This is a genomic window from Bacillus sp. FJAT-49711 (assembly GCF_018343715.1).
Taxonomy (GTDB): domain Bacteria; phylum Bacillota; class Bacilli; order Bacillales; family Bacillaceae_C; genus Lederbergia.
Genome location: NZ_JAGYPL010000001.1, coordinates 586,324 through 606,554, shown reverse-complemented (window position 1 = coordinate 606,554; position 20,231 = coordinate 586,324). Strand labels below are relative to the sequence as shown.

At 35.0% G+C, this 20,231-nt stretch carries 20 protein-coding genes, 1 pseudogene and 1 riboswitch; of the genes and pseudogenes, 3 read left to right on the top strand and 18 right to left on the bottom strand.

Annotated elements, in window-relative coordinates; genetic code table 11:
- Positions 1-4: 4 nt before the first annotated feature.
- The 10 genes from KHA96_RS03075 to KHA96_RS03030 form a co-directional block, all read right to left on the bottom strand.
- A complete protein-coding gene (locus KHA96_RS03075; protein WP_213127817.1) occupies positions 5-592 on the bottom strand; it encodes a lysophospholipid acyltransferase family protein in 588 nt (195 codons plus the stop codon).
- Positions 589-1,269: a (d)CMP kinase gene (cmk, locus tag KHA96_RS03070; protein ID WP_213128659.1), complete on the bottom strand. Its 681-nt coding sequence runs from the start codon at positions 1,267-1,269 to the stop codon at positions 589-591. The genes KHA96_RS03075 and cmk overlap by 4 nt, the downstream gene beginning before the upstream one ends.
- 94 nt (positions 1,270-1,363) lie before the next feature.
- Entirely contained in the window at positions 1,364-1,543 is a 180-nt protein-coding gene (locus tag KHA96_RS03065) for a DUF5359 family protein (protein WP_213127816.1), read from the bottom strand.
- 65 nt (positions 1,544-1,608) lie between these two features.
- Positions 1,609-2,259 carry a flagellar brake protein gene (locus KHA96_RS03060; RefSeq protein WP_213127815.1) on the bottom strand — a complete coding sequence of 217 codons (651 nt, stop codon included), beginning with the start codon at positions 2,257-2,259 and terminating at the stop codon, positions 1,609-1,611.
- A 101-nt stretch (positions 2,260-2,360) separates the two neighbouring features.
- Positions 2,361-3,710, bottom strand: coding sequence for a germination protein YpeB (gene ypeB / locus KHA96_RS03055; protein WP_213127814.1), 1,350 nt, complete (start codon positions 3,708-3,710; stop codon positions 2,361-2,363).
- Positions 3,711-3,728: 18 nt separating this feature from the next.
- A complete protein-coding gene (gene sleB / locus KHA96_RS03050) occupies positions 3,729-4,484 on the bottom strand; it encodes a spore cortex-lytic enzyme (protein ID WP_481748218.1) in 756 nt (251 codons plus the stop codon).
- Positions 4,485-4,647: 163 nt separating this feature from the next.
- Positions 4,648-5,337 (bottom strand): glutamic-type intramembrane protease PrsW, encoded by a 690-nt coding sequence (gene prsW / locus KHA96_RS03045; protein WP_213127812.1) that lies wholly within the window; start codon positions 5,335-5,337, stop codon positions 4,648-4,650.
- 516 nt (positions 5,338-5,853) lie between these two features.
- On the bottom strand, positions 5,854-6,813 hold the full coding sequence (locus KHA96_RS03040) for a YpdA family putative bacillithiol disulfide reductase (RefSeq protein WP_213127811.1): 960 nt from the start codon (positions 6,811-6,813) through the stop codon (positions 5,854-5,856).
- An 85-nt stretch (positions 6,814-6,898) separates the two neighbouring features.
- Entirely contained in the window at positions 6,899-7,471 is a 573-nt protein-coding gene (locus KHA96_RS03035) for an adaptor protein MecA (RefSeq protein ID WP_213127810.1), read from the bottom strand.
- A gap of 82 nt (positions 7,472-7,553) precedes the next feature.
- Positions 7,554-8,315, bottom strand: coding sequence for a metallophosphoesterase (locus tag KHA96_RS03030; protein ID WP_249315240.1), 762 nt, complete (start codon positions 8,313-8,315; stop codon positions 7,554-7,556).
- 305 nt (positions 8,316-8,620) lie between these two features.
- Here KHA96_RS03030 and KHA96_RS03025 point away from each other — a divergent pair, with 305 nt between their 5' ends.
- Positions 8,621-10,687, top strand: a complete 2,067-nt coding sequence (locus tag KHA96_RS03025; RefSeq protein WP_213127809.1) for a catalase — start codon at positions 8,621-8,623, stop codon at positions 10,685-10,687.
- Between the two features lie 856 nt (positions 10,688-11,543).
- Here the strand turns inward: KHA96_RS03025 and KHA96_RS03020 are convergent.
- From KHA96_RS03020 to KHA96_RS03000, 5 genes are all read right to left on the bottom strand, one after another.
- Positions 11,544-11,999, bottom strand: a complete 456-nt coding sequence (locus tag KHA96_RS03020; RefSeq protein ID WP_213127808.1) for a DUF2663 family protein — start codon at positions 11,997-11,999, stop codon at positions 11,544-11,546.
- Between the two features lie 63 nt (positions 12,000-12,062).
- Positions 12,063-12,767 (bottom strand): LysM peptidoglycan-binding domain-containing protein, encoded by a 705-nt coding sequence (locus KHA96_RS03015; protein WP_213127807.1) that lies wholly within the window; start codon positions 12,765-12,767, stop codon positions 12,063-12,065.
- Between the two features lie 15 nt (positions 12,768-12,782).
- Entirely contained in the window at positions 12,783-13,370 is a 588-nt protein-coding gene (locus KHA96_RS03010) for a CPBP family intramembrane glutamic endopeptidase (protein ID WP_213127806.1), read from the bottom strand.
- Entirely contained in the window at positions 13,367-14,818 is a 1,452-nt protein-coding gene (locus KHA96_RS22970; protein WP_213127805.1) for a RecQ family ATP-dependent DNA helicase, read from the bottom strand. The genes KHA96_RS03010 and KHA96_RS22970 overlap by 4 nt, the downstream gene beginning before the upstream one ends.
- Positions 14,815-15,870: a YpbB family protein gene (locus KHA96_RS03000; protein ID WP_213127804.1), complete on the bottom strand. Its 1,056-nt coding sequence runs from the start codon at positions 15,868-15,870 to the stop codon at positions 14,815-14,817. Before KHA96_RS03000 ends, KHA96_RS22970 begins: the two co-directional genes overlap by 4 nt.
- Before the next feature lie 220 nt (positions 15,871-16,090).
- On the opposite strand from KHA96_RS03000, the gene KHA96_RS02995 reads away from it, so the two are divergent.
- Positions 16,091-16,339 carry a ferredoxin gene (locus KHA96_RS02995; RefSeq protein ID WP_213127803.1) on the top strand — a complete coding sequence of 83 codons (249 nt, stop codon included), beginning with the start codon at positions 16,091-16,093 and terminating at the stop codon, positions 16,337-16,339.
- A gap of 462 nt (positions 16,340-16,801) precedes the next feature.
- A pseudogene (locus KHA96_RS02990) lies at positions 16,802-17,209 on the top strand (GNAT family N-acetyltransferase).
- Between the two features lie 265 nt (positions 17,210-17,474).
- Here the strand turns inward: KHA96_RS02990 and KHA96_RS02985 are convergent.
- From KHA96_RS02985 to KHA96_RS02975, 3 genes are all read right to left on the bottom strand, one after another.
- The gene (locus tag KHA96_RS02985; protein ID WP_213127802.1) at positions 17,475-18,056 is read right to left on the bottom strand and encodes an ECF transporter S component; all 582 of its coding nucleotides are present in this window, start codon (positions 18,054-18,056) and stop codon (positions 17,475-17,477) included.
- A 155-nt stretch (positions 18,057-18,211) separates the two neighbouring features.
- A riboswitch (FMN riboswitch) is annotated at positions 18,212-18,347 on the bottom strand.
- Between the two features lie 68 nt (positions 18,348-18,415).
- Positions 18,416-19,597, bottom strand: coding sequence for a GerMN domain-containing protein (locus KHA96_RS02980; RefSeq protein ID WP_213127801.1), 1,182 nt, complete (start codon positions 19,595-19,597; stop codon positions 18,416-18,418).
- Complete coding sequence (locus KHA96_RS02975) at positions 19,584-20,123, bottom strand: RNA polymerase sigma factor SigX (RefSeq protein WP_213127800.1); 540 nt, start codon at positions 20,121-20,123, stop codon at positions 19,584-19,586. The genes KHA96_RS02980 and KHA96_RS02975 overlap by 14 nt, the downstream gene beginning before the upstream one ends.
- Positions 20,124-20,231: the final 108 nt, after the last annotated feature.

Below are 20,231 nucleotides of genomic sequence, written 5' to 3'. Positions count from 1 at the left end.
TTTCTTACGCGTTTCTATCGGTTTCTATTAATTTCCTAATCTCTGACATGATTACATCCGTGGCAATTTCTGCTGATACTTTATTTTCTCTCATTTCTGTAAAATCAATTGGACGTCCATAAATAACCTTTAACTTTTTAAATGGTTTGTAAGGACCAATGATGGCACAAGGAACGACGTAAGCGTCTGATCTTAGCGCGAAAAACCCCGCCCCCGCAAATCCTTTTCCAACTTCTCCAGTTTTGTTTCTCGTTCCTTCCGGAAAAAGTCCAACCACTTTACCTTCTTTTAAATATTTTAAACCTGTTCTTAACGCCTCTCTATCACTAAGTCCTCTTTTGACAGGAAATGCTTGAATATTTTCCATTAGCTTCTTACCTAATGGATGTTTAAATAATTCCGCTTTTGCCATGAAATAGATTGGTCGCGGAGCAGTTATTCCAACGACCGGGGGATCCAAGTTATCTATATGGTTGGCACAAATTAAAACACCGCCGTTTTTAGGAAAATGTTCAGTGCCACTTATCTGAATTCTGTATATAGGTTTTAAAACAAAATTAACAACTGCTCTCGCAAATGTATAAAAACTCACGGTCTTTCAATCCTTTCTTCTGCCAAAGCTAATATTGTATCAGCTACTTCTTCGATTGATAATGAAGATGTGTCAATTTCTATTGCATCCTCCGCTTTTACTAGAGGTGAGATCTCTCTTTCAGAATCTTGTTTGTCACGAAGGATGATTTCCTCTTTTAACTTTTCTAAATTAGAAAGAAAACCTTTTTGTACATTTTCGAGGTGACGCCTCTCAGCCCTGATGTCTACACTTGCCAGTAAAAATATTTTCAACTCTGCATTTGGCAAAACTTTTGTTCCTATATCCCTGCCATCCATTACAACTCCGCCATCTTGACCAAACATTTGTTGACGTAAAACCATTTCTTCACGTACTTCTTTATAAGATGCAATCGTTGACACTGTTTTTGTTACTTCTTCACCACGAACTTGTTGGGTAACATCTTGTCCGTCCAAAAAAATAAGTTGTCCATTTGCGGATGGTTTTAACTCAATCGTAGTATGCAGCAATAAACTGGAAATTTCTGCTGCATCGTTTATATCATAATTTTTTACAATTGCTTTATACGTCAAAGCCCTATACATGGCTCCTGTATCAACATAAATATAGGATAGTTTTTCTGCAATCATTTTTGCTACAGTGCTTTTTCCCGCCGCTGCTGGACCATCTATGGCTATACTAATTTTCTTCATTATTTTCACCTGCTTCTTCATCTTCCTACTCTATATTACCATATTAACGATTGAGACAAGTCTATTAAAAATAAAAAAATGAAGACAAGCATTGTCCTCACTCCTTTAAGTTAAACACGTTTAATTTAGGTTGTTCTTCGATGCCTGCTGTGCCCTCGTATAAAATTAGTTTATTTGAGTATTTAAGGAATCCCATTTCATGAAAGCCTTGAACAAGGATCAAGATAAGAAGATGAATCAAGACGAGTTTTAGTAAAATGCGTTCCATGGCATTCATGCTGCCACCCCGTTTTCTTCTTATTCTTGCTCAAAAAAACTGGCTATATACCTATTAACTATTATTTAATTTGTAATTCCTCTTTTTCGATATTCAAGCTGTTTTTCAAAGCAAAAGCGCATTAATTGCTGTTGTTCTTTATTTTTCACATTAAGAAATTGGATAGATACTAATTGGCGTTTATTTTTATCAAAAGCTCTAATGATTCTGCAATCAAGATTTAAGTATAAGTATTCCCCTGACTGCATTCTTAAAACTATACAAATCCTTGCTAATTCTCCCCTATGTATGATAACGTTTTTCGGTAAAATAACGGCACAGCCCCCAGCACTAAAATCCTCAGTGACAGTTGGATAAACTTCTTCTGATTCAAGCAGCTGCAATGAAACATCAATCGCGGCATTAATTCGGACGAATTGTCTTCTTTGCACTTTCAATAAGTTTTCTTCATCTGGAAAGGTGAGTACGAGTAAAGGAATTTGTTTTTTTACCCTGCCAATGATTTTTGTTTTAAATAAATATGCACCTGATTCTTCATCGACGAAGCTAGCATACATTTTTGTATCAGTTCTTAAAAAGATTGTCTTATTGCTTGTTACCCCGAGAGGATACGAAATATATACTTTGTTTTCATCAAAATCAGCAATTTTTGCTTTATATTTTTCTTCATTTTGATTATCCGTTTCCAAAATTAACTCCATTCCAACTTTTATCATGAATGCCACACCCCGTAGTATTAATAAGCAATTAATACCATTATCTCACGTATAAGAAAAAAAATATAGGCAGAATGCAGAGTTTCCGCCTATATTAAATGTTAAATTGTCTCTTCATAAATCGGTTCAGCATTTTTGAGTTTTTCTACTTTTTCTTCAATACCTTTGTCGGCGTTAATATAAATCCGGTACGTATCATTGTCCATTGTTCCAATAAACTCATAACATAAAACATCTTCTCCAAGTTCATTTGTTATAATCGCAAGCCGATCCTCCATTACTTTTACATTAGTATTTAAATAGCCGCGAGCATCTTTAAGCGTCATCTTTGGCTTAGAAATTTTTCTATTTTTATGTCCTCTTAAATAATCATTGGCAGCAAATCCAATAATTTGTCCATTATCCAGCGCAACTTTTACTTTTATAGATTCTGGATAGATTCTTACTCCATCTTGATTCGTTACGTACGTAAATAAACCGATTGTATCATATTGCATACTTTCCGCTGCCTCTAGCTTCTCATAACCGTGCGTTCTTAAAAAGTCATTTGCTTTCGTCATGGCATCATTTAAACTTAATTTTTGAGTTCCGATATCTCGATGATTAATAAGCCAAATTGGATATCCACCTTTTTTTGTAAGATCTAAACTGACCCCATCTCCCTTTCCATTATCAAGATTGACACTATAAAATTCGTATTCCGCGCCTTTTCCATTTTCAACGACTTTTGATTCATTTACCGCATTCATCCCTGAAAACTTTTTGGCAAGAGCAAGTGCCTCATCTTTAGATATTGTTTTTCCTTTTATCTGATCAAAATTTTGATCCTTTTTTTGAAAAGCAACAATAGTAGGATCTTGCAAGTTCTCTTCATCATATCCTTTTGCTCGTTTATCCACCGTCTTAAAGCCATCAATAATAGTGTTATCAGCGTTTTCTTTTCCCGTTGAAAGAGCTAATTCAACGTCCATCCATCGCAAATTATTTTTTAAGACTAAATGTTGAACTTTCCGAAGTTCATTGCGAATATCGTTACTTTGGCTATACATCTTTTTTAATAATGTATATTCATTTTTTGAAAGAGGCTCTTTATCCAAGTCTCTTACAGCAGTCTTGTAGCTAAAATTACCAATATTCGTTAAAAAGTCTTCCGTTTTATTAAATGGCAATAGTGTTAAGGGAAGCTGGCCAACTTGACCACGTGCATCAGATGTAATTCGCCATACATCTGCAAGAGCTGGAGATAAAGATTTTTTTGAGTTCATGGCCAAAGCTGTTCCAATTTTTTCATGAAGAACATCCATCTGATAAGAAAGATCATGGAAGGCTCTTTGATAATTATTTTCAGCATTAATTAATATAGCATTTTTTTCCTGATGCTCTTGATATCCCCAATAGGCGGTACCTGCTATTCCAATCGTTAATACTACAATTAATATATTTCTTATCATAAAATGCCACGTTCCTTTCTACATACAAAATATATGTTGTCCGATTCGTTTGATTTGTGGCCTTGTCCATATCCATGCGCTAGTTGCCGTATCTGGATTAAAATAATATAAAGCACTGTTAGTAGGATCCCAGCCGTTGATAGCATCCAAGACAGCTCGTTTTGATGTTTCATTAGGCGTCAGCCATATTTGACCATCTGCTACTGCTGTAAATGCACCAGGCTCGAAGATTACACCCGCTACCGTATTTGGAAAAGATGCGCTGTTTACACGATTTAATATGACAGCAGCCACCGCCACCTGGCCTTCATATGGTTCTCCTCTTGCTTCTCCGTGTACAGCATTTGCCATTAAATTAATATCATTTTGGGAGAAACCTGTAGGTGTGTTGGCCGCTGTTGGCTTTGGTGTTTGAGAACTTGTATTATTACTTGGCCCTGTTTGTTTTGATAAATCAGTTCCGCCATAATGAGTGAAAGTTTTACCTTTATTTATTTGATTTTGAACAAATTGTTTATCATATTTGGAGGCTTTCACCAGTTTTGCTTTTGTTTCTGCCCCTGCTAAACCATCCACTTCCATACCAAATTCATATTGAAAATTTCTCAATGCCCAGTATGTTCCCCATCCAAAGACTCCGTCAATTTTCCCATTATAAAAACCGATATATTGGAGTCTGGCCTGAAGTTCAATGACATCCTCACCAACTGCCCCTTTTTGAATGACTTGATTAGTAAAGGCATTTGAATCATTTACATTTGTCGTTGAGAACATTATGGTACAAAGGAATAAAAGGAAAGTAAGTCTTGCCACTTTGTAATATTTCATATTCATTTCCTCCAACTATAAATTTCATAAGCTTAGTTTCCGAATATAGGAGGTTTTTATGCAAATTTCATTACGATAAATGACAATAAAAAAACACCATAATCATTTTTTAGATTACAGCGCTTTTTTCTTTCTCTTTTTCAAAATGAAATTTTTGTGTAAGTAAATGAGCATGCTTCACTTTTCTTAAGCCGAAAAACCAAAGTAATAACATAAAAGGAAGGATATAATATAACCACTTCGTGCCAGAGAGAAGAATATAGTCATATAAACCATGTAAAATAAATGGCACAAAAAAAGAAGCAATCAGCCATTGTTTACTTTTTCCATTTATATTGAACTTTGCTTTGCCAAAATAATATCCCATAAAGACTCCAAACAAAGCGTGGCTTGATACAGGGAACATAGCACGTCCGAAAGCAAATTCAATTCCATTTGCAATTAAATACAATATATTTTCAACGGTGGCAAAGCCTAGGGACAAACTAGCCGCATATACAATTCCATCGTAAGGTTCATTAAAATCACCAAGTTCATACACTGCAAAAAGAATAATAAACCACTTAAAAAACTCTTCCAATAAGGAGGCAGATAAAAAAGAATGCAAAAATCCGTTTCCGAATATACCCTCTTTTGCAAGGACATATTGAAGAAACATTATTGGAAAGGTTAATAGGGCGCCAAATAAAAAAACTTTAAATACGCTTAATACTGGTTCTTGCTCAAATTGGTCACGTAAATACAAATAGCTGATAAGAGCTAATCCCGGAGCAATTCCAGCAGATAACACGCCTAACATAATATTATCCTCTCTTCTTATCCTTTCCTTAATGGTAACATGGAAAGGATGGGAAGAAAATGCTTATTCAATTTATTAAAATAAAGTTTACCAATTTCCGTATTGACAGAAAGCTTTTCGATAACACATACACCTTTTATACTGAAATCTACATTATTTTATTTATGTCAAATGTAGATTCAGCTAACCTAAAACGTATTGTATAATTACTCACTGATAATTAGTTGTTGATTTCTGCCCCAAACACTTGCTTTCTCGAAGACAGCCAGTGAGTGAATGGTCTCATCTAGCCTGTTTCTCACCTCTTTCGCTTTTTTAACTCGAATATATAATAGCATCAAAAAAGACGACCCTATTCGAAAATAAATATTGGGTCGCCTTTGTTATCCTTACCTCCCCGTACCGCCTGCGGAAAATGAAGCGCCCGGAGCGCAAATCAACTAATATGTTTTAAACTGATTTTTAGTGAAATTGATCTTTTTCAGGTTCCTTCAAACAGTAGGATGTTCCTTCAGCCTATTTTGTTTGTATTGCTTGTGCTATAAGTCCACCATGATGACGGCCGTTTTCAATAAAGATTTCATTCGCATCATTGCCGGCTGCTATTACGCCAGCAATGTATAAGTTTTCAATATTAGTTTCCATTGTCTCGGGATTAAACAATGGCTTTCCTGTTTCATGCTCTATTTCCACACCTATTTTACTAATAAAATCATGATCAGGATGATAACCTGTCATTGCAAAAACAAAATCATTTTTAATTTCATATTTTATAGAATCTACATCATAAATAACAGTTTCCGGTTTTATTTCTATGACACACGCATTAAAAATCATATTAATTTCATTATTTCTAACTAATGCTTGAAATTCAGGAATAATCCATGGCTTTACACTAGGAGAATAATCGTTCCCCCGATATAAGCAAGTCACTTTCGCACCTGCCTTATGCAATTCCAATGCGGCATCTACTGCTGAATTTTTTCCACCGATAACGACTACATCTGTATCAAAATATGGGTGACCTTCTTTAAAATAGTGAAACACCTTATGTAATTCCTCGCCAGGTATTCCTAAATAGTTAGGATGATCGTAATATCCTGTAGCAATAATGACATAATCTGCTTCATAATTGCGCGCACTCGTTTCTATTTTGAATACATCATTATCCTTCGCTACACTTTTTACTGTTTCAAATCGATTAATCCTTAAATCCTTTATCTTTGCCACTTCACGATAATATGTAAGAGCCTGGTTTCTCTTAGGCTTCCTTTCAACTGTAATGAATGGCACCTCTCCTATAGACAGCTTTTCACTCGAACTAAAAAACGTTTGGTGAGTAGGATAATTATATAGTGCATTCACAATATTCCCTTTTTCTATAATTAATGGGTTCATGCCGATATTCTTCATTGCAATGGCTGCAGCTAATCCACATGGACCTCCTCCAACAATAATACAATCCTCTCGTTGCATATGACTACTCTCCTTATTTTTAACCATTAAAAATCTCCCATCTTTCATGATAGGAGATTTCTAAATATCGTGCAAAGATTATGTTTCAAAAGTAATGATGTAATGTTTGAATAGCATTATTTTTTATAATGGCTCTTCCATAGTCCTCTATCAATTCAATTGATATTTGGGCAAGATCTCCGAATTCTTCGCATATTGCGTATAATGTTTCATGGCGAATTCCCTCTTTAGTAATTGTTAAATAGTAATTTGTTTTAAGGTAATATAAGGAACTTTGTCCTGTCTCAATATTATGATGCGAAAGACTTTTAGCTAGTAAGATACAATTTTCTATATCATCAAATGTGACGACAATAAATTTATCATTTATCCAATTATGTTTTTTCTTGCTTTCAGTTGACGTCTCTTTTATATCTTCTTCATCTAATGTTAAAATCAGCACTAATTCCTTTGATGTCAGCGAATATATATCAATTGATACAGCTCCATATGTGTCTAGCTCATACATACGACTTGCCTCGTCGAGCATCTCGTCAAACAAAGAATCCCATATGAATGTGTCTTTCACCATTTCCTCTTGCAAAAAACCTTTGCGCGTCAACTCTTCAAATGTAATGGAATACTTTATTTGATTAGGTGATATGCGCTCCAATCTCATGAAACCGCCCCCTGAATGTTGCTCTTACCCCATTGTATGAAGGAGGTGAAGGATGGTTCATAAGAATGGCTGATCACCATTTTCACTTTTTTATTGTAATTAGATGAGTTTCCGCTTCGGCCCCTAGTCTTAGTGGAAGCATAGTAGTTCCATAGCCATTACTATTAAGAAGCGTTGTTCCTCTCACTTTCCTTGTTCCGCCTTTTCTATAGGGTCCCACTCCAAAAATACGAATTTGTCCTCCATGAGTATGTCCGGTTAATACAAGTTTAATGTTTTGAGTATTTGGAACCATATGCAAAGTTTCCGGGTTATGACAGATTAAAATTTGAAATGAATCGGCTTCAACTTGCTCCATAAAAATATCAAGAGGCGGCAATTCTTGAGTGAAGTCGTCTAAACCAATTAATGCAATTTTTTTATCTTTTTTCCTGAAGTAAAAAACGTCATTTTTAAGCTCTTTTACCCCGGACTGTTTTAAAGTCCAACTTAGTTGATCAGGATTTATTTCATAATCATTATTTCCCCAAACAAAAAATACAGGAGCAATCCTCATAAGCTTTTGAAGATTTTCAGTTACCCTCGAGAGCGGCACACCTTTTTCAGCTAAATCTCCGCCAATGATGATGATATCAACTTTCCCTTTTATCTTTTCTAAAATTGCATTACTAATCGTTCGTCTATGGATATCAGAGATAAAAAATATATGAAGTTCCCCTATACCGCTTGGGAAACTTTGGAATTCAAATGTTTCAGATTTAACATCATCTTTAAATGCTTCACGATACATATACATGAGCAGAATTACCGCAAATAAACCAAATGCGATAATAAAATACTCCATACCATCACCTTTTCCCTATGGAATACCAAAATTATATCACGAAATATAAAGAAGAACATTCAATCAGTGGCCCCCTTGTTTTGTGTAGGTGGCTAAAGTAAGGTTAAAAATTTTATCTGATCAAGCGATAAAAGAATTCTAGCCGCTAATAAGTATGCTGTAATGTTGGAGCCTTATTTTTATTGGTGGAGGCATTGCAATTAGTAGACAAATCGTTCTAGCACCTTAAAAAAAGCATAGGTATATAAGTAGTGTTACAAGTATATTACTTAAATTTGAAATATATAAGTTAAGGTGGGTGCCAAATGGATAAAGATAATTCTTCTTCAAGAAACAAAAAATCCATTAGCGAAAATGCTAAACAGGAGCAATTGGATCAGTATCGTGTACAAAACACTGGTAAGCCAATGACAACTCAGGAAGGGAAAAAGAGATCACAAGATCAAGATCAATTAAAAGCTGGTGTCCGAGGTCCAACGCTGCGACAAGATTATGAGTTTTTTGAAAAAATGTCACATTTTGTTCATGAAGAGATACCGGAAAGAGTAGTCCATGCAAGAGGTTACAGTGCACACGGAGAGTTTGAATGCTATCAGTCAATGAAACATGTGACAAAAGCTGGATTCTTACAGGAGGCGGGAAAAAAGACACCCGTAACTGTCCGTTTTTCTACTGTACAAGGAGCTAAAGGCTCCTACGATACAGCAAGGGATTTACGTTGTAAAGGCGTCAAAATGTATACAGAAGAAGGAAATTATGATCTGACGACGATCGCCATGCCTGTATTAATCAATCAAGATGCTATGAAGTTTCCAGATGCATTGCATGCATACCAATCTAAACAGGATGATGATATACCAACCGCTAGCGGAGCACACGATAGATTTTGGGATTATGTAGCCAATAATCCTGAAGCATTTCATATGGTTCTGTGGATCATGTCTGATCGGGGCATTTTAAGAAGTTACCGAATGATGGAATCATGGTCCATTAATACGTACTTATTTGTGAATGACCAAGGAGTAGCAACCTTTATGAGGTATGTTTGGAAACCTGTACTGGGTGTCCATTCTCTTCTTCAAGATGAGGCGTTAAAGATTGGTGGACTCGATCCAGATTTCCACCGGCGAGATCTGAGACAGGCGATTGACCAAGGTGCTTACCCTGAATATGAATTAGGCGTCCAGCTTATTCCAATGGAGGATGAATTCAAATACGACTTTGATGTGCTAGACCCAGCAAAGTTTTGGCCGGAAGAGCTCGTTCCCGTTCAACTTATCGGTAAGATGACATTAAATAGAAATATTGATAATTATTTTACGGAGTCGGAACAAGTCGCATTTAACCCTGCAAATGTCGTTCCTGGAATTGATTTTTCCAACGATCCTGTTTTGCAGGGTAGGTTAATGGCGTATAGAGATGCACAACAACATCGACTTGGCAGCGCCAATTACGTTGAGTTGCCAATTAATCAGCCGCTCTGCCCATATCATAATAATCAACGGCGCGGCTATATGAGGCAGCGCATCGATGTTGATAAGGTAAATTATCACCAAAACTCACTATTAAATAACACGCCATACACGGTGCCACCCGAAGAAGGCGGCTATGAAGATTATCCGGCAAAAGTAGATGGCTACAAAATTAGAGCTAGAAGTGATTCGTTCAAGGATTACTATTCACAACCTCGAATCTTTTGGAACAGTTTGACCCCCATTGAAAAGCAGCATACTATCGAGGGATTGAGCTATCAAGTCGGAAGTGTAAAAAGCGATTCTGTCCGACAGCAAGTTGTTGATTTAATTGTCAATGTTGACCAAGAGCTTGCTTATATCGTTGCCGATAATATTGGTGTCAATCGCCCAAGCGGAACTAATGTACCTGTTTCTACAAGTTATCCATCTCTCAGCCAAGCTAATACACCTCGATATGCATATACCCAAAAAGTAGGGGTGCTGATTGGCAATGGTTTTAACGGTCAGGAGGTAACAAATGTGATTAACTTCCTTCAAAAAAATGGAGTATTTATTGATATTATCAGTGAAAAACTTGGTACCGTTACTGGGAGCGACGGGACAAAAATTAAAGTAAATAAGACGTTTCTTACATCTAGCCCTTATTTGGTTGACTCTATTTATGTCGTGGGAGGAACTACTCAATATCCAGCAAAATTCATGCAGGACGTTTCGGACTTTGTACGAGAAGCTTACAGACACTTTAAACCAATTGGTATTGCTTCAACTGGGCAGTCTTATATTCAAACATCGAAAAATAATAACCTGGCCGGTGTCGTATTTGCTGCAAATAGCCCAAATTTCGAAAAAGAATTTATCACCGCTATCGCTGAGCAGCGTTTTTGGAATAGAACATAACTTATTATTTTTATGGAAAGAGCTTCGAAAGGGAAAATGCTCTTTCCATAATCTTTATATAAGAAAGGAGGCAAGTGATTTATTTAACAAACTCCTTAATACGAGGATCACATATACAAAGGTTATCCATAACATGTGGGCAACTATCCCCTATAGTATTAACAAGCCATATGATAAAATGTATTGCTGCCTCTTCATACGTATATTCCCCTAATTTACTCTCTAAAAAAATATAGGATCTTCCCAAAAAAGGGCACTGTTTCATTGTTCTCCTACATATATATTCATTTTTTAAATGGTGCTTTTATTCTAGTAATCCTAATAGAATATTTTCGCGAATGGAAATGAATCCATTTATGCATAGTTGATTCATTTTTTGCAGTCTTTCATTCCGTTTTCTATTCCAATCTATGGATCCATGGAATAACCGCATCCCTTTTAACCTTTCTTGGACGACTTAAACTAAGTTTCCTTTTGATCCGACAGAAAGGTTTTATTATTGCTTTCACCTATAAATTCTGGCTTATTTGTCCCTTGAGTTCCGTACTAGCACGATGAGACATTTAACCTTATCCATCTTGCGCCCAATCCTATACCCCATTCTTTTTCATTGACACGGATAATTCAGTTCAGAGTGCAATTGGATATTTATTAACTACTTGTTCAATTAACCAAAGATCTATTTTTACAAACATCTTCTTATTAGTTGTTTAGTTCCTACATAATCATGCGATAAATGGGATAAAAAGAACAAAAAAAGAAACAATAAATGACTCTTTATAAGCTATACTTGATCAGCTTAATTAGGGTCTTATTGTTTCAATTCCGCTAGATTTTACGTAATAAAAGAGGGATCTTATTTACTTTGATGATATAAATTAATATCATACTTTTTTTTCATCTGCTCAAAAACCCGATGACGTTGATTCCATTTATCTCCCTTCCATAGATCCTTACTCTTATCGATAATTTCACATCTTAATGCATGATATTCCTTTTCTGTTTTCTCTTTTTTTTCAAAAATTACTTTTACAGAGCCAAACAAAGTAAAAGCTATAAAAAAAAGGGTAAGAAAATGGTTCTTTTTTACAAGTATAAAAAAAGTGTCAAGGACGGAGTTCGTACTTGTTTCTATCGTTGCTTTATAAAAAAGGGAAAAGACAAAAAAACCAAACAAAAATGCAATGGAAAGCAATAGAAAATGAATATTTTTATAGCGATTATATTTAATCCTTTTATCAATTAAGTTTTGCAGCATTTGTTTTGTCGTTTGATCCGTGTGATCCCCTAAATCCACTAAAAATGCTTCCATCTTCTCACCTTCCGACATCTAGTCCATATTTAATAATATGAACTAGATTATCGTAGTATGACCTTATGGAAGTGGTATTTTTAGCGATTGACCTACCACGATTTCGTTATTAGTTATCCCATTAGCCTCTTTAATTTTTTCAATTCCAGCCTGGCTTTTATAATATTGCATGGAAATTCTAAAAAGGGTCTCCCCTTTTTGAACAGTATGGTAAATAATTTTAGCTTCTTCTACTTTTTCTTCTGTTTTTTCATTTTGTTCAGGTTGGTTTACAGTTTCTTTTGACACTCCCGTTTTCTGTTCTGTATCCTTTTTCTCAGTTTTTACCTTGTCATTTTCCTGTTCTTTTTTTATAGTTTCCTTTTCTTTTTCCTTTTCCTGCTCTTGCTTTTTTTCATCCTTTTTTTCATCCTTTTTTTCATCTTCTATGACAGGTGTATTGGATGAATCCTTATGATCAACCGAAGTTTCTACACTATTATCTTCTTCATAAGAAATTTCCTCACCCACACCGTTTGCCGAAGAAGACCCTGGGTTTTTTTCTTTATTAAATAAATAAACTGCATACGTACCTGGGAGCAATAAAAGTATGACAAGCAGTATAAGAGGGATCGAAAGTCTTATTTTCTTTTGTTTCGTCTGCTCATCGCCATCATTACTTTTCTTTTTTTCTTTTCGACCTTTCTGTCCATGTACTTCCATCCGCGACGGTAGTTTTCCTGGAAGCCCGTCTACATCACGATTTATTTCTTTTTTGTTATTTGACATATTAATCCCTTCTCCTTAATCATTATGGACGGAATTACGACTCATTTTTATTCCTAGTAAAAAATCAATTGTAAAATGCATAAAGATGACCGGTAAAATTTGTTGACCTGACCATTCATATAGTAGTCCAATCCAAATGCTTAACAAGCAGACATTTAGAAATAAATACCAGTTTGTTAAATAGCGAAAATGAACAAGCGCAAAAATGATGCTGGCAGCCCAAAAGCCAAAATGAGTTTGAATTGCTCCACGAAAAAGTAGTTCTTCTGCAAAAGCAATAAGAATTGATAGTAAAGCGACTTTCCAAGCTGACATTTTAGAAAAAATCTTTTCATTAATGCCACCATCATCATAATATTCAGGAGGCACTTTTTTCATTAATAATAAATCAATAGATACAACGACTAGAGCACTAACTACTCCTGCAACAATCCAAATAGTATCCCATATAAATAAGTTAAAAAAATTAGAAATATGAGAGGATAATATCCAAATTAATATAACGGCCAATAAAATAATAAATGCTTGTGTCAAAAGTAAATGAAAAATTAATTCCTTCCCTGTTAAGCTTTTAGCAATTTCTGCTTGTCTGTTTTTTTTCATGATGATCCGCTTTCTAAAAGCAATAATTGTTGCAATCTTTTCTTCCATGAAGGATATAAAGTTTTTTGTTCTATTTGAGTTGTTTCGTGAAATTCAGAAAGATTGATTCTACATATATCACAGCAATTTAATGGATTTTGGAGCAGCTTTTCATTGAAATAGTTCATTGCATGATTTCTTCTGCATTCATTAGAATGTACCCACGAAAGCATTTGCCGAAGTTTCTTATATTTAATAGAATATCTATCTTGTTTTATGGATTTTACCCGATCTGCATCAATACTAGACGAATAATAATACTGTAAAAAGCGCAATTGCGTTTCACTTAACATGAGCTTTTCAACCATTTGTTCATTGTCTTTGCCAATGGATGTATAAAATGCATCAATTTGCTCATCCGTTGGAAGCTCATTTTCTATTAGTTGAATTTGCAGGGCTTCATCCCCCTTGCAATATAGCATAATGGCAATGCTTTGACCGTTATCTCTCCCAGCTCTTCCTATTTCTTGTAAAAAAGCTTCCATTTGACTAGGCATATGATAATGGATGATAAAGCGAATATTATTCTTGTTAATCCCCATTCCAAATGCACTTGTAGCACAAATAACATTGATTTGCCCGTATAAAAATTGTTGTTGTATTAATATTCGCTGCTCTTGATCCATCCCACCATGATAGGCTGCTGTGTCTTGAAAACCATTATGACGTAAATATTCAGCCGTTTCTTCCGCAAGACGTTTACTAGAGAAATAAACGATGCCAGGTTTTTTAAAATATCGAATTAGCTCAATTAGTTTTTGTTTTTTTTCCAATTGATTTTCCAGTTCTTGAACGACTAAACTAATATTTGGCCGATCTACAGAGTAAATAAATTCTTTTATGTTTATTAAATGTAAATATTGCTTAATATCTTCACGAACTTCTTTCGTTGCAGTGGCTGTTAACGCTAAAACAGGGGCATTTCCTAATTTTGCTCGAATCTTTCCTAGGTTTAAATAATCTGGTCGAAAATCATGTCCCCACTGTGAAATGCAATGGGCTTCATCAATAACGAACAAAGAAATATTAATTTGCTGAAGTTTTTTAATAATATATTCCAAACTTAGCATTTCGGGTGAAATATAAATAAACCTATAGTGAGACAAATCTTTTATGATCCTATTTTTCTCTTTAAAATTCAAAAAAGAATTTAATGCAACTGCATTCTTTTCTCCAATCATTCGAAGTTGATCAACTTGATCCTGCATTAATGATATTAATGGAGAGACAATAAGCACGGTTCCTTTTAATATATACCCCGGCAACTGATAACAAAGAGACTTTCCTGTCCCAGTTGGAAGCATTGCCAATACATCTGACTGATCCAATACAGCATCAATAATCTCTTCCTGTCCTTCTTTAAAGGATGTAAATCCAAAAATATTATTTAGAACTTCAAATTTATTCACATTTTTTCACCTGCTTTAGCTAGTACTAGGCGAATTTGAAAATAAGAACTATCCTGCATTTTTTCTTTTATTGGTTTTAGCTTTTTTTGACTAAGCCCTTCAGCAACTTCTAATATCGCTTTTGCCTGACTTCGTTCAATAAATGGATCAATTGAAAAGTGGGGATCCAGCAAAGCAATTTCAATAATATGGTCTTCCACTGTACCTTCTTTAATATTTCTCATTTCTGCAATTTGTGAAATATTAAAATCTTGTTGCAGAAGTTTATATGTGCGAATGGTAGAATTTGTAAGCGGTAATTGTTTATAAATATCTGACGTGAACGTAAAGAGGAGCGAATATTTATTTTTTTGGCTAATGATCGTTTGTATTAAATAGTGCAACCCATTTAAAAATCGAAAATAGGCTTCTATTTCTTCTAAGCCATAATGTTCGGAAATTTGTTTTTGAGTTAAACCAATCATTTCATTACCGCTGAGTCTAGCGACAATCAAATAAGGGTCTTCCGGAAAATCCGTTGAAAAGATGACGTGCAACTCTTCATATAAATCTTTTGAAATTTGCAGCCGATTCCCTCGATACTTTCCGAAAAAGTCTTTAAGCCAAGACAATACCTCTTCATCACGTTGAACTGGAAAATATCGATTTACTGAATGATTCATATGTGATATCGCTTGAACGAAAAGGGTGAATCTTTTCCAAAATTGAATGGACGTATCTTGAAATTTCCATCCGTGTATATAGTCAAAACTTTTTCTCTTTTGTAAGAAATGGGAATAGGCTCTATTTCCTTCATCCGTTACTATACATTTCGATGTCCCTTCTAAAAAGGCTATATATGATTTCTTTTGAAGCTCCCCGATATAAGTATCAAATTGCTGTCTTCTTAATCCTGGTAAAGTTTTAAACAGATGGGATAATCGGTATAGATGAGCGTCTTGTATCGTCTGGGATGATTTCTTGCCTGCAAGTAAATGATAAATTGAATAAATGGTTCGATCTCCATTTATCGCATCTAAACATCTTAATATCAAAGCATGCAAAAAAGTCACAATAACCGCTTCCTTTACAACTTTCTAGTCTCTATATTTTACCATGTATTCTTTTTTTCGACTATGTCTACATTAATATGATTATATTCGACAGAATCCAAAACAATAGTCTTACCGTCGTATATGTTGAAAAGTATTCTCAATAGACTTAAAATAATAAGTGCAGTGAAACTTTTTTTTCAGGGAATTTTTATATAGATGAGGATTAGGAGGTCATCTCGTGCCGAAGTATACGATTGTGGATAAGGATACTTGCATAGCGTGTGGAGCATGTGGAGCTGCAGCGCCTGATATATATGATTATGATGATGAAGGTCTAGCTTATGTTGTTCTTGATGATAATCAAGGGACAGCAGAAGTTCCGGAAATATTAGAGGATGATATGATAGATGCATTTGAAGGGTGTCCAACCGATTCCATTAAAGTCGCTGATGCCCCCTTTGATGGTGATCCTTTAAAGTATGAATAAGAAAAAAGGAGATGCGAGAACGCATAACGGGTTCCGTTACCTTTCGCAAACATTAAAAATGCAACTTAAAATGAGTGCCAAATTTCATACTAATTTGGCACTCTTTTTTTATTGATGCAAAGCAATTTGTACCGAATTTAGCTTAAAATTTGTATAGGTAAATGCATCGCAATTTGTAAGTGGTACAATGGCTATTGTACCCCTGCAATGTAACCCACATTTTGATTTACAAATCGTCTTACAAAAAATGTGAAGATTGGATGTTAAGTCTAAATATAATCGGATAATTATGATAAGGTGAAATAAAGTTTGTGAAAAATCTACTCAAGCTAACGGATGAGGTTATTAAAGGAAAATAGTGCTGATAAAAAGAAATATATTCTTATTGGTTATTGAAGTAATATAGTGTTAATCCTTCCTCAGATTTAATTTGTAAGTGATACAAAATTAGGAGGTATTTATGTGATAAAAAAGATAGGTTATACGACACAGCCACCTAGAAATTTTGGACAATTATTGAATTTATATGAATCGTTAGGATGGAATTCACTTAAATTAACCGTTAATGACTTAGAACGAATGTGTAAACAGAGCTGGTAAGCAGTATATGCTTTTGATGAACAAAAATTAGTAGGAATGGGTCGTGTTATTTCTGATGACGTCATTACGGCAATTATATATGGAGTATGTGTACTGCCCAGTTATCAGTCCCAAGGAATTGGTAAAGAAATATTGAACCGAATAATCAATCACTGTGAGCAGAAAAAAGTAATTCCCCAACTTATGTGTGTAGAAAGCTTGGAGTCATATTATAAGGATTTAGGTTTTAAGAAATTTTCCATTGGAATGACAAAAGATATAAATAGGTAATATTCTTTTGTTGTCTATTTTTACTAGGTAACTTTATTTTGAAACGTGAATATGAGGCAATGCACTTCAACTAACGCGGGATTTAGTTTAATATTATTCGGAATTAATATAGTAGCCCAAGTTCATAAGAACTGGGCTATTTTTAATAAACAAAAAGCACCGCAAAATACGGTGCAAATTGATATACATTTTACTTGAATATTAGCTGTACATTGACGTTTTGCGATAGGAAACAGAACCCGTTAGAAAACGCATCTACCTTTATTTATACATTTTTAATTGTCATATGCTTATTTAGCCTGCTGCCTAAACGGCTGTATAGCAAGAGAAATACTACAGTTATAATGATGCCCTTCACAACGTTGAATGGAAGTATTGATATTACGACCATTTTGCGAAGTGCGGCATTGCTCATTGGCTCCCAACCAAGCAATACTATATAAGCGGGCAGAAGAACGAAATAATTAAAGACACTCATGAAAATAGCCATAAACAATGTGCCGACAATAAGTGAAACCATTAAGCCCCACTTTGCCTTTAATACTTTAAAAACATAATACGTTGGTAGAACAAAAAGTATGCCAGCGAGAAAATTAGCAATATGACCAATTGGTATTCCAGTAGCACTGCTTGAGATAAAGTAATCTAATATGTTTTTAAATAATTCCACGAGAATAGCCGCCACCGGGCCAAACATTAACGCAGCAATGATTGCAGGGATATCACTGAAGTCTACGGTTAAGTATGGTGGAAATGGTGGGATTGGAAATTTAATCAGCATTAAAATAAACGATAAGCTGCTGAGCATACCAATTGTGACAAAAGATTTTACACTTAACTTTTTCATTTTCCTCTCTCCTTAGAGATTCATCCCTCGTTGAAGAAAGGTATGCCAATAAGGTATGCTCCAATTAAAAACCCCCAAAGAAAGTATCTTTGAGGGAGAATGATTAGGCATGCTTTAATAAGTGTTCAAAACCTGCATTTTGAACACACGGCACCCTTCATCTTCTCCCATCCAGACTATACTGTCGGCTTTGGAATCACACCAAATCCTGCCTCATTAAAGGCTCGCGGGCTTGTAGGCTTATGCCTCATTACCGCCGGTGGGGAATTGCACCCCGCCCCGAAGATGAATCGTATTTTATTTTACAATTTCATTATACACTATATGTCGTTGTATGTGAAGGTTAATACAAGCTTTGATTAACGTTTAATTAGATTAGGTGCAACAGGAACTTTTACAGGCTGATCAAATTGAAAACTTTCCCATTGCGAGGGTTCGATATTTTCAAATTGAACCTCCGCTTTCCCAAATTCTTTTGCAGTTAATAAAATGCCTTCAATTAACTGCATATTTTTCAGCTGGTCCCCTTGATCCAGTTCAACTTGCTTGTTAAATTTTATCGTTACATCTGAAGTATCTTCTTTTACGATTTCAGGCGTTAGTTCATCTGGTATGACAGATTGATAATTGTCGTTCGGCTTCGTTTTCATGTATGTTAAGGCATCTGCAAGGCTATCGGGATTCGCATCTGCTGGTACGAGATACTCTGAGTCTTTAGAAATCGGATATAGAAAATACGCTTTCCTTAAGCTCTCTTTAACTTCAACATCTTGAACGACTCCAAGATGAGGAAGTTCCACAGGCTCTTCATTTTCATTCACAAATTTAACAACATTAATATTTTGTGTCTGCAATAAATATTGAACTATATACGTTAATTGGCGCTCATTTGTTTCAAAAAATAGACGATTTTCAGGGCTGATGGTGACCTTAGCTTCATTTCTTTCTTCATTAAGTTCCATCGCATCCAATAAAGGAGCAAAATCCGAGAAACCATACTCCGACACATTAAATGATTTAGCCACTTCTTGAAATTGAGCTAACCAATCATCGTCTGAACTTTTATGCTCCATTAATGCTACAGGTATGGCAATGGCATCTTTACTGACAACTACTCCAAACGTATACACTTCATTTTCAAGTGTATTCTCTTCATATACAGCCGTTTTTAAACTAGTGTCGTTATCAATCGCATCTTCTTTATACATCGTTATTTCTGCATCTGCCTCATTCATACCCCTTTCCATTTTAGCAGAACTATTTTCCATCATGCCGCCTGAATCCGCAGATTCTTTCACCTCAGAATGCGAACTAAAGTAATCAACAGGAGATTGTTGGAAAATGAGAGGAAAGACAAGTAAGAATAATAAAAGTCCAGCGATACCCGTTAGCGCAGGCACAAAAATAGGTTTCTTTTGTTTTTTATACATGCCGTGTTTTATATTACGATAAATCTCATCCATTGATCGTTTATCTTCAATTGTTGGCAGCTGCTTAAATAGTCGTATCACTTTTTCATCTTCTCTGTCAGATTGACGCATGATGATCGTCCTCCTTTCTCCGTTCACTTTCCATCTTTACCTTTATCGATTTTAATGCTCTATGTTGGGTCGTTTTAACTTTACTTTCACTCCAATTTAAGGCTTCTGCTGTCTCAGCGATAGTAAGACCGTTTAAATAACGCATAATTAAAACGATGCGATGATTCGTTGCACACGTATCAAGACATTCCTTCAAAATTTTTACTTCTTCATTTTGTATGACAGTATCTTCAGGGAGCGTTTTTGAATCTTTTATTTCTCTACGCTCCCAATCGAATTTATCAAATAAGCGATCCTTCCAGCCCTTTTGCTTTCGGAAATGATCGATCGCTACATTTTTGGCAATGGAAAAAAGCCAAGTTTTCTCGGAGCTTTTCCCTTCAAATTTATCGTATGATTTCAAGACTCGGATATAAACTTCCTGTACCAAATCCTCAGCTTCCACCCGGTTTTTAACCATATAATAAAGAAATTGAAATAAGTCTTGATGGTATTTCGTATATATTTCATGAAACACGGAGTTCATACTTTCTCCTCCCCGTTATTGGATTAGTCGTTTTTTCGATTAAAAAGTTACATCTAGATTATTACAAATATATTAAAATGTTTATTAAGTATTATTATTTTCCCATAT

Excerpts from the sequence above, each read along its gene's own strand:
- KHA96_RS03040 (WP_213127811.1), bottom strand. The coding sequence starts at position 6,813 with ATGCAACGAGAGGATTGTATTATTGTTGGAGGAGGTCCATGTGGATTA.
- KHA96_RS02980 (WP_213127801.1), bottom strand. The coding sequence starts at position 19,597 with ATGCGTCAATCTGACAGAGAAGATGAAAAAGTGATACGACTATTTAAG.
- KHA96_RS03020 (WP_213127808.1), bottom strand. The coding sequence starts at position 11,999 with ATGGAAGCATTTTTAGTGGATTTAGGGGATCACACGGATCAAACGACA.
- KHA96_RS03060 (WP_213127815.1), bottom strand. The coding sequence starts at position 2,259 with ATGATAAAAGTTGGAATGGAGTTAATTTTGGAAACGGATAATCAAAAT.
- KHA96_RS03035 (WP_213127810.1), bottom strand. The coding sequence starts at position 7,471 with ATGAGATTGGAGCGCATATCACCTAATCAAATAAAGTATTCCATTACA.
- KHA96_RS03030 (WP_249315240.1), bottom strand. The coding sequence starts at position 8,315 with ATGGAGTATTTTATTATCGCATTTGGTTTATTTGCGGTAATTCTGCTC.
- KHA96_RS03010 (WP_213127806.1), bottom strand. The coding sequence starts at position 13,370 with ATGAAAAAAAACAGACAAGCAGAAATTGCTAAAAGCTTAACAGGGAAG.
- sleB (WP_481748218.1), bottom strand. The coding sequence starts at position 4,484 with ATGTTCTCAACGACAAATGTAAATGATTCAAATGCCTTTACTAATCAA.
- ypeB (WP_213127814.1), bottom strand. The coding sequence starts at position 3,710 with ATGATAAGAAATATATTAATTGTAGTATTAACGATTGGAATAGCAGGT.
- prsW (WP_213127812.1), bottom strand. The coding sequence starts at position 5,337 with ATGTTAGGCGTGTTATCTGCTGGAATTGCTCCGGGATTAGCTCTTATC.
- KHA96_RS02985 (WP_213127802.1), bottom strand. The coding sequence starts at position 18,056 with ATGAAAAAGTTAAGTGTAAAATCTTTTGTCACAATTGGTATGCTCAGC.
- KHA96_RS02975 (WP_213127800.1), bottom strand. The coding sequence starts at position 20,123 with ATGAACTCCGTGTTTCATGAAATATATACGAAATACCATCAAGACTTA.
- KHA96_RS03065 (WP_213127816.1), bottom strand. The coding sequence starts at position 1,543 with ATGAATGCCATGGAACGCATTTTACTAAAACTCGTCTTGATTCATCTT.
- KHA96_RS03025 (WP_213127809.1), top strand. The coding sequence starts at position 8,621 with ATGGATAAAGATAATTCTTCTTCAAGAAACAAAAAATCCATTAGCGAA.
- KHA96_RS03015 (WP_213127807.1), bottom strand. The coding sequence starts at position 12,767 with ATGTCAAATAACAAAAAAGAAATAAATCGTGATGTAGACGGGCTTCCA.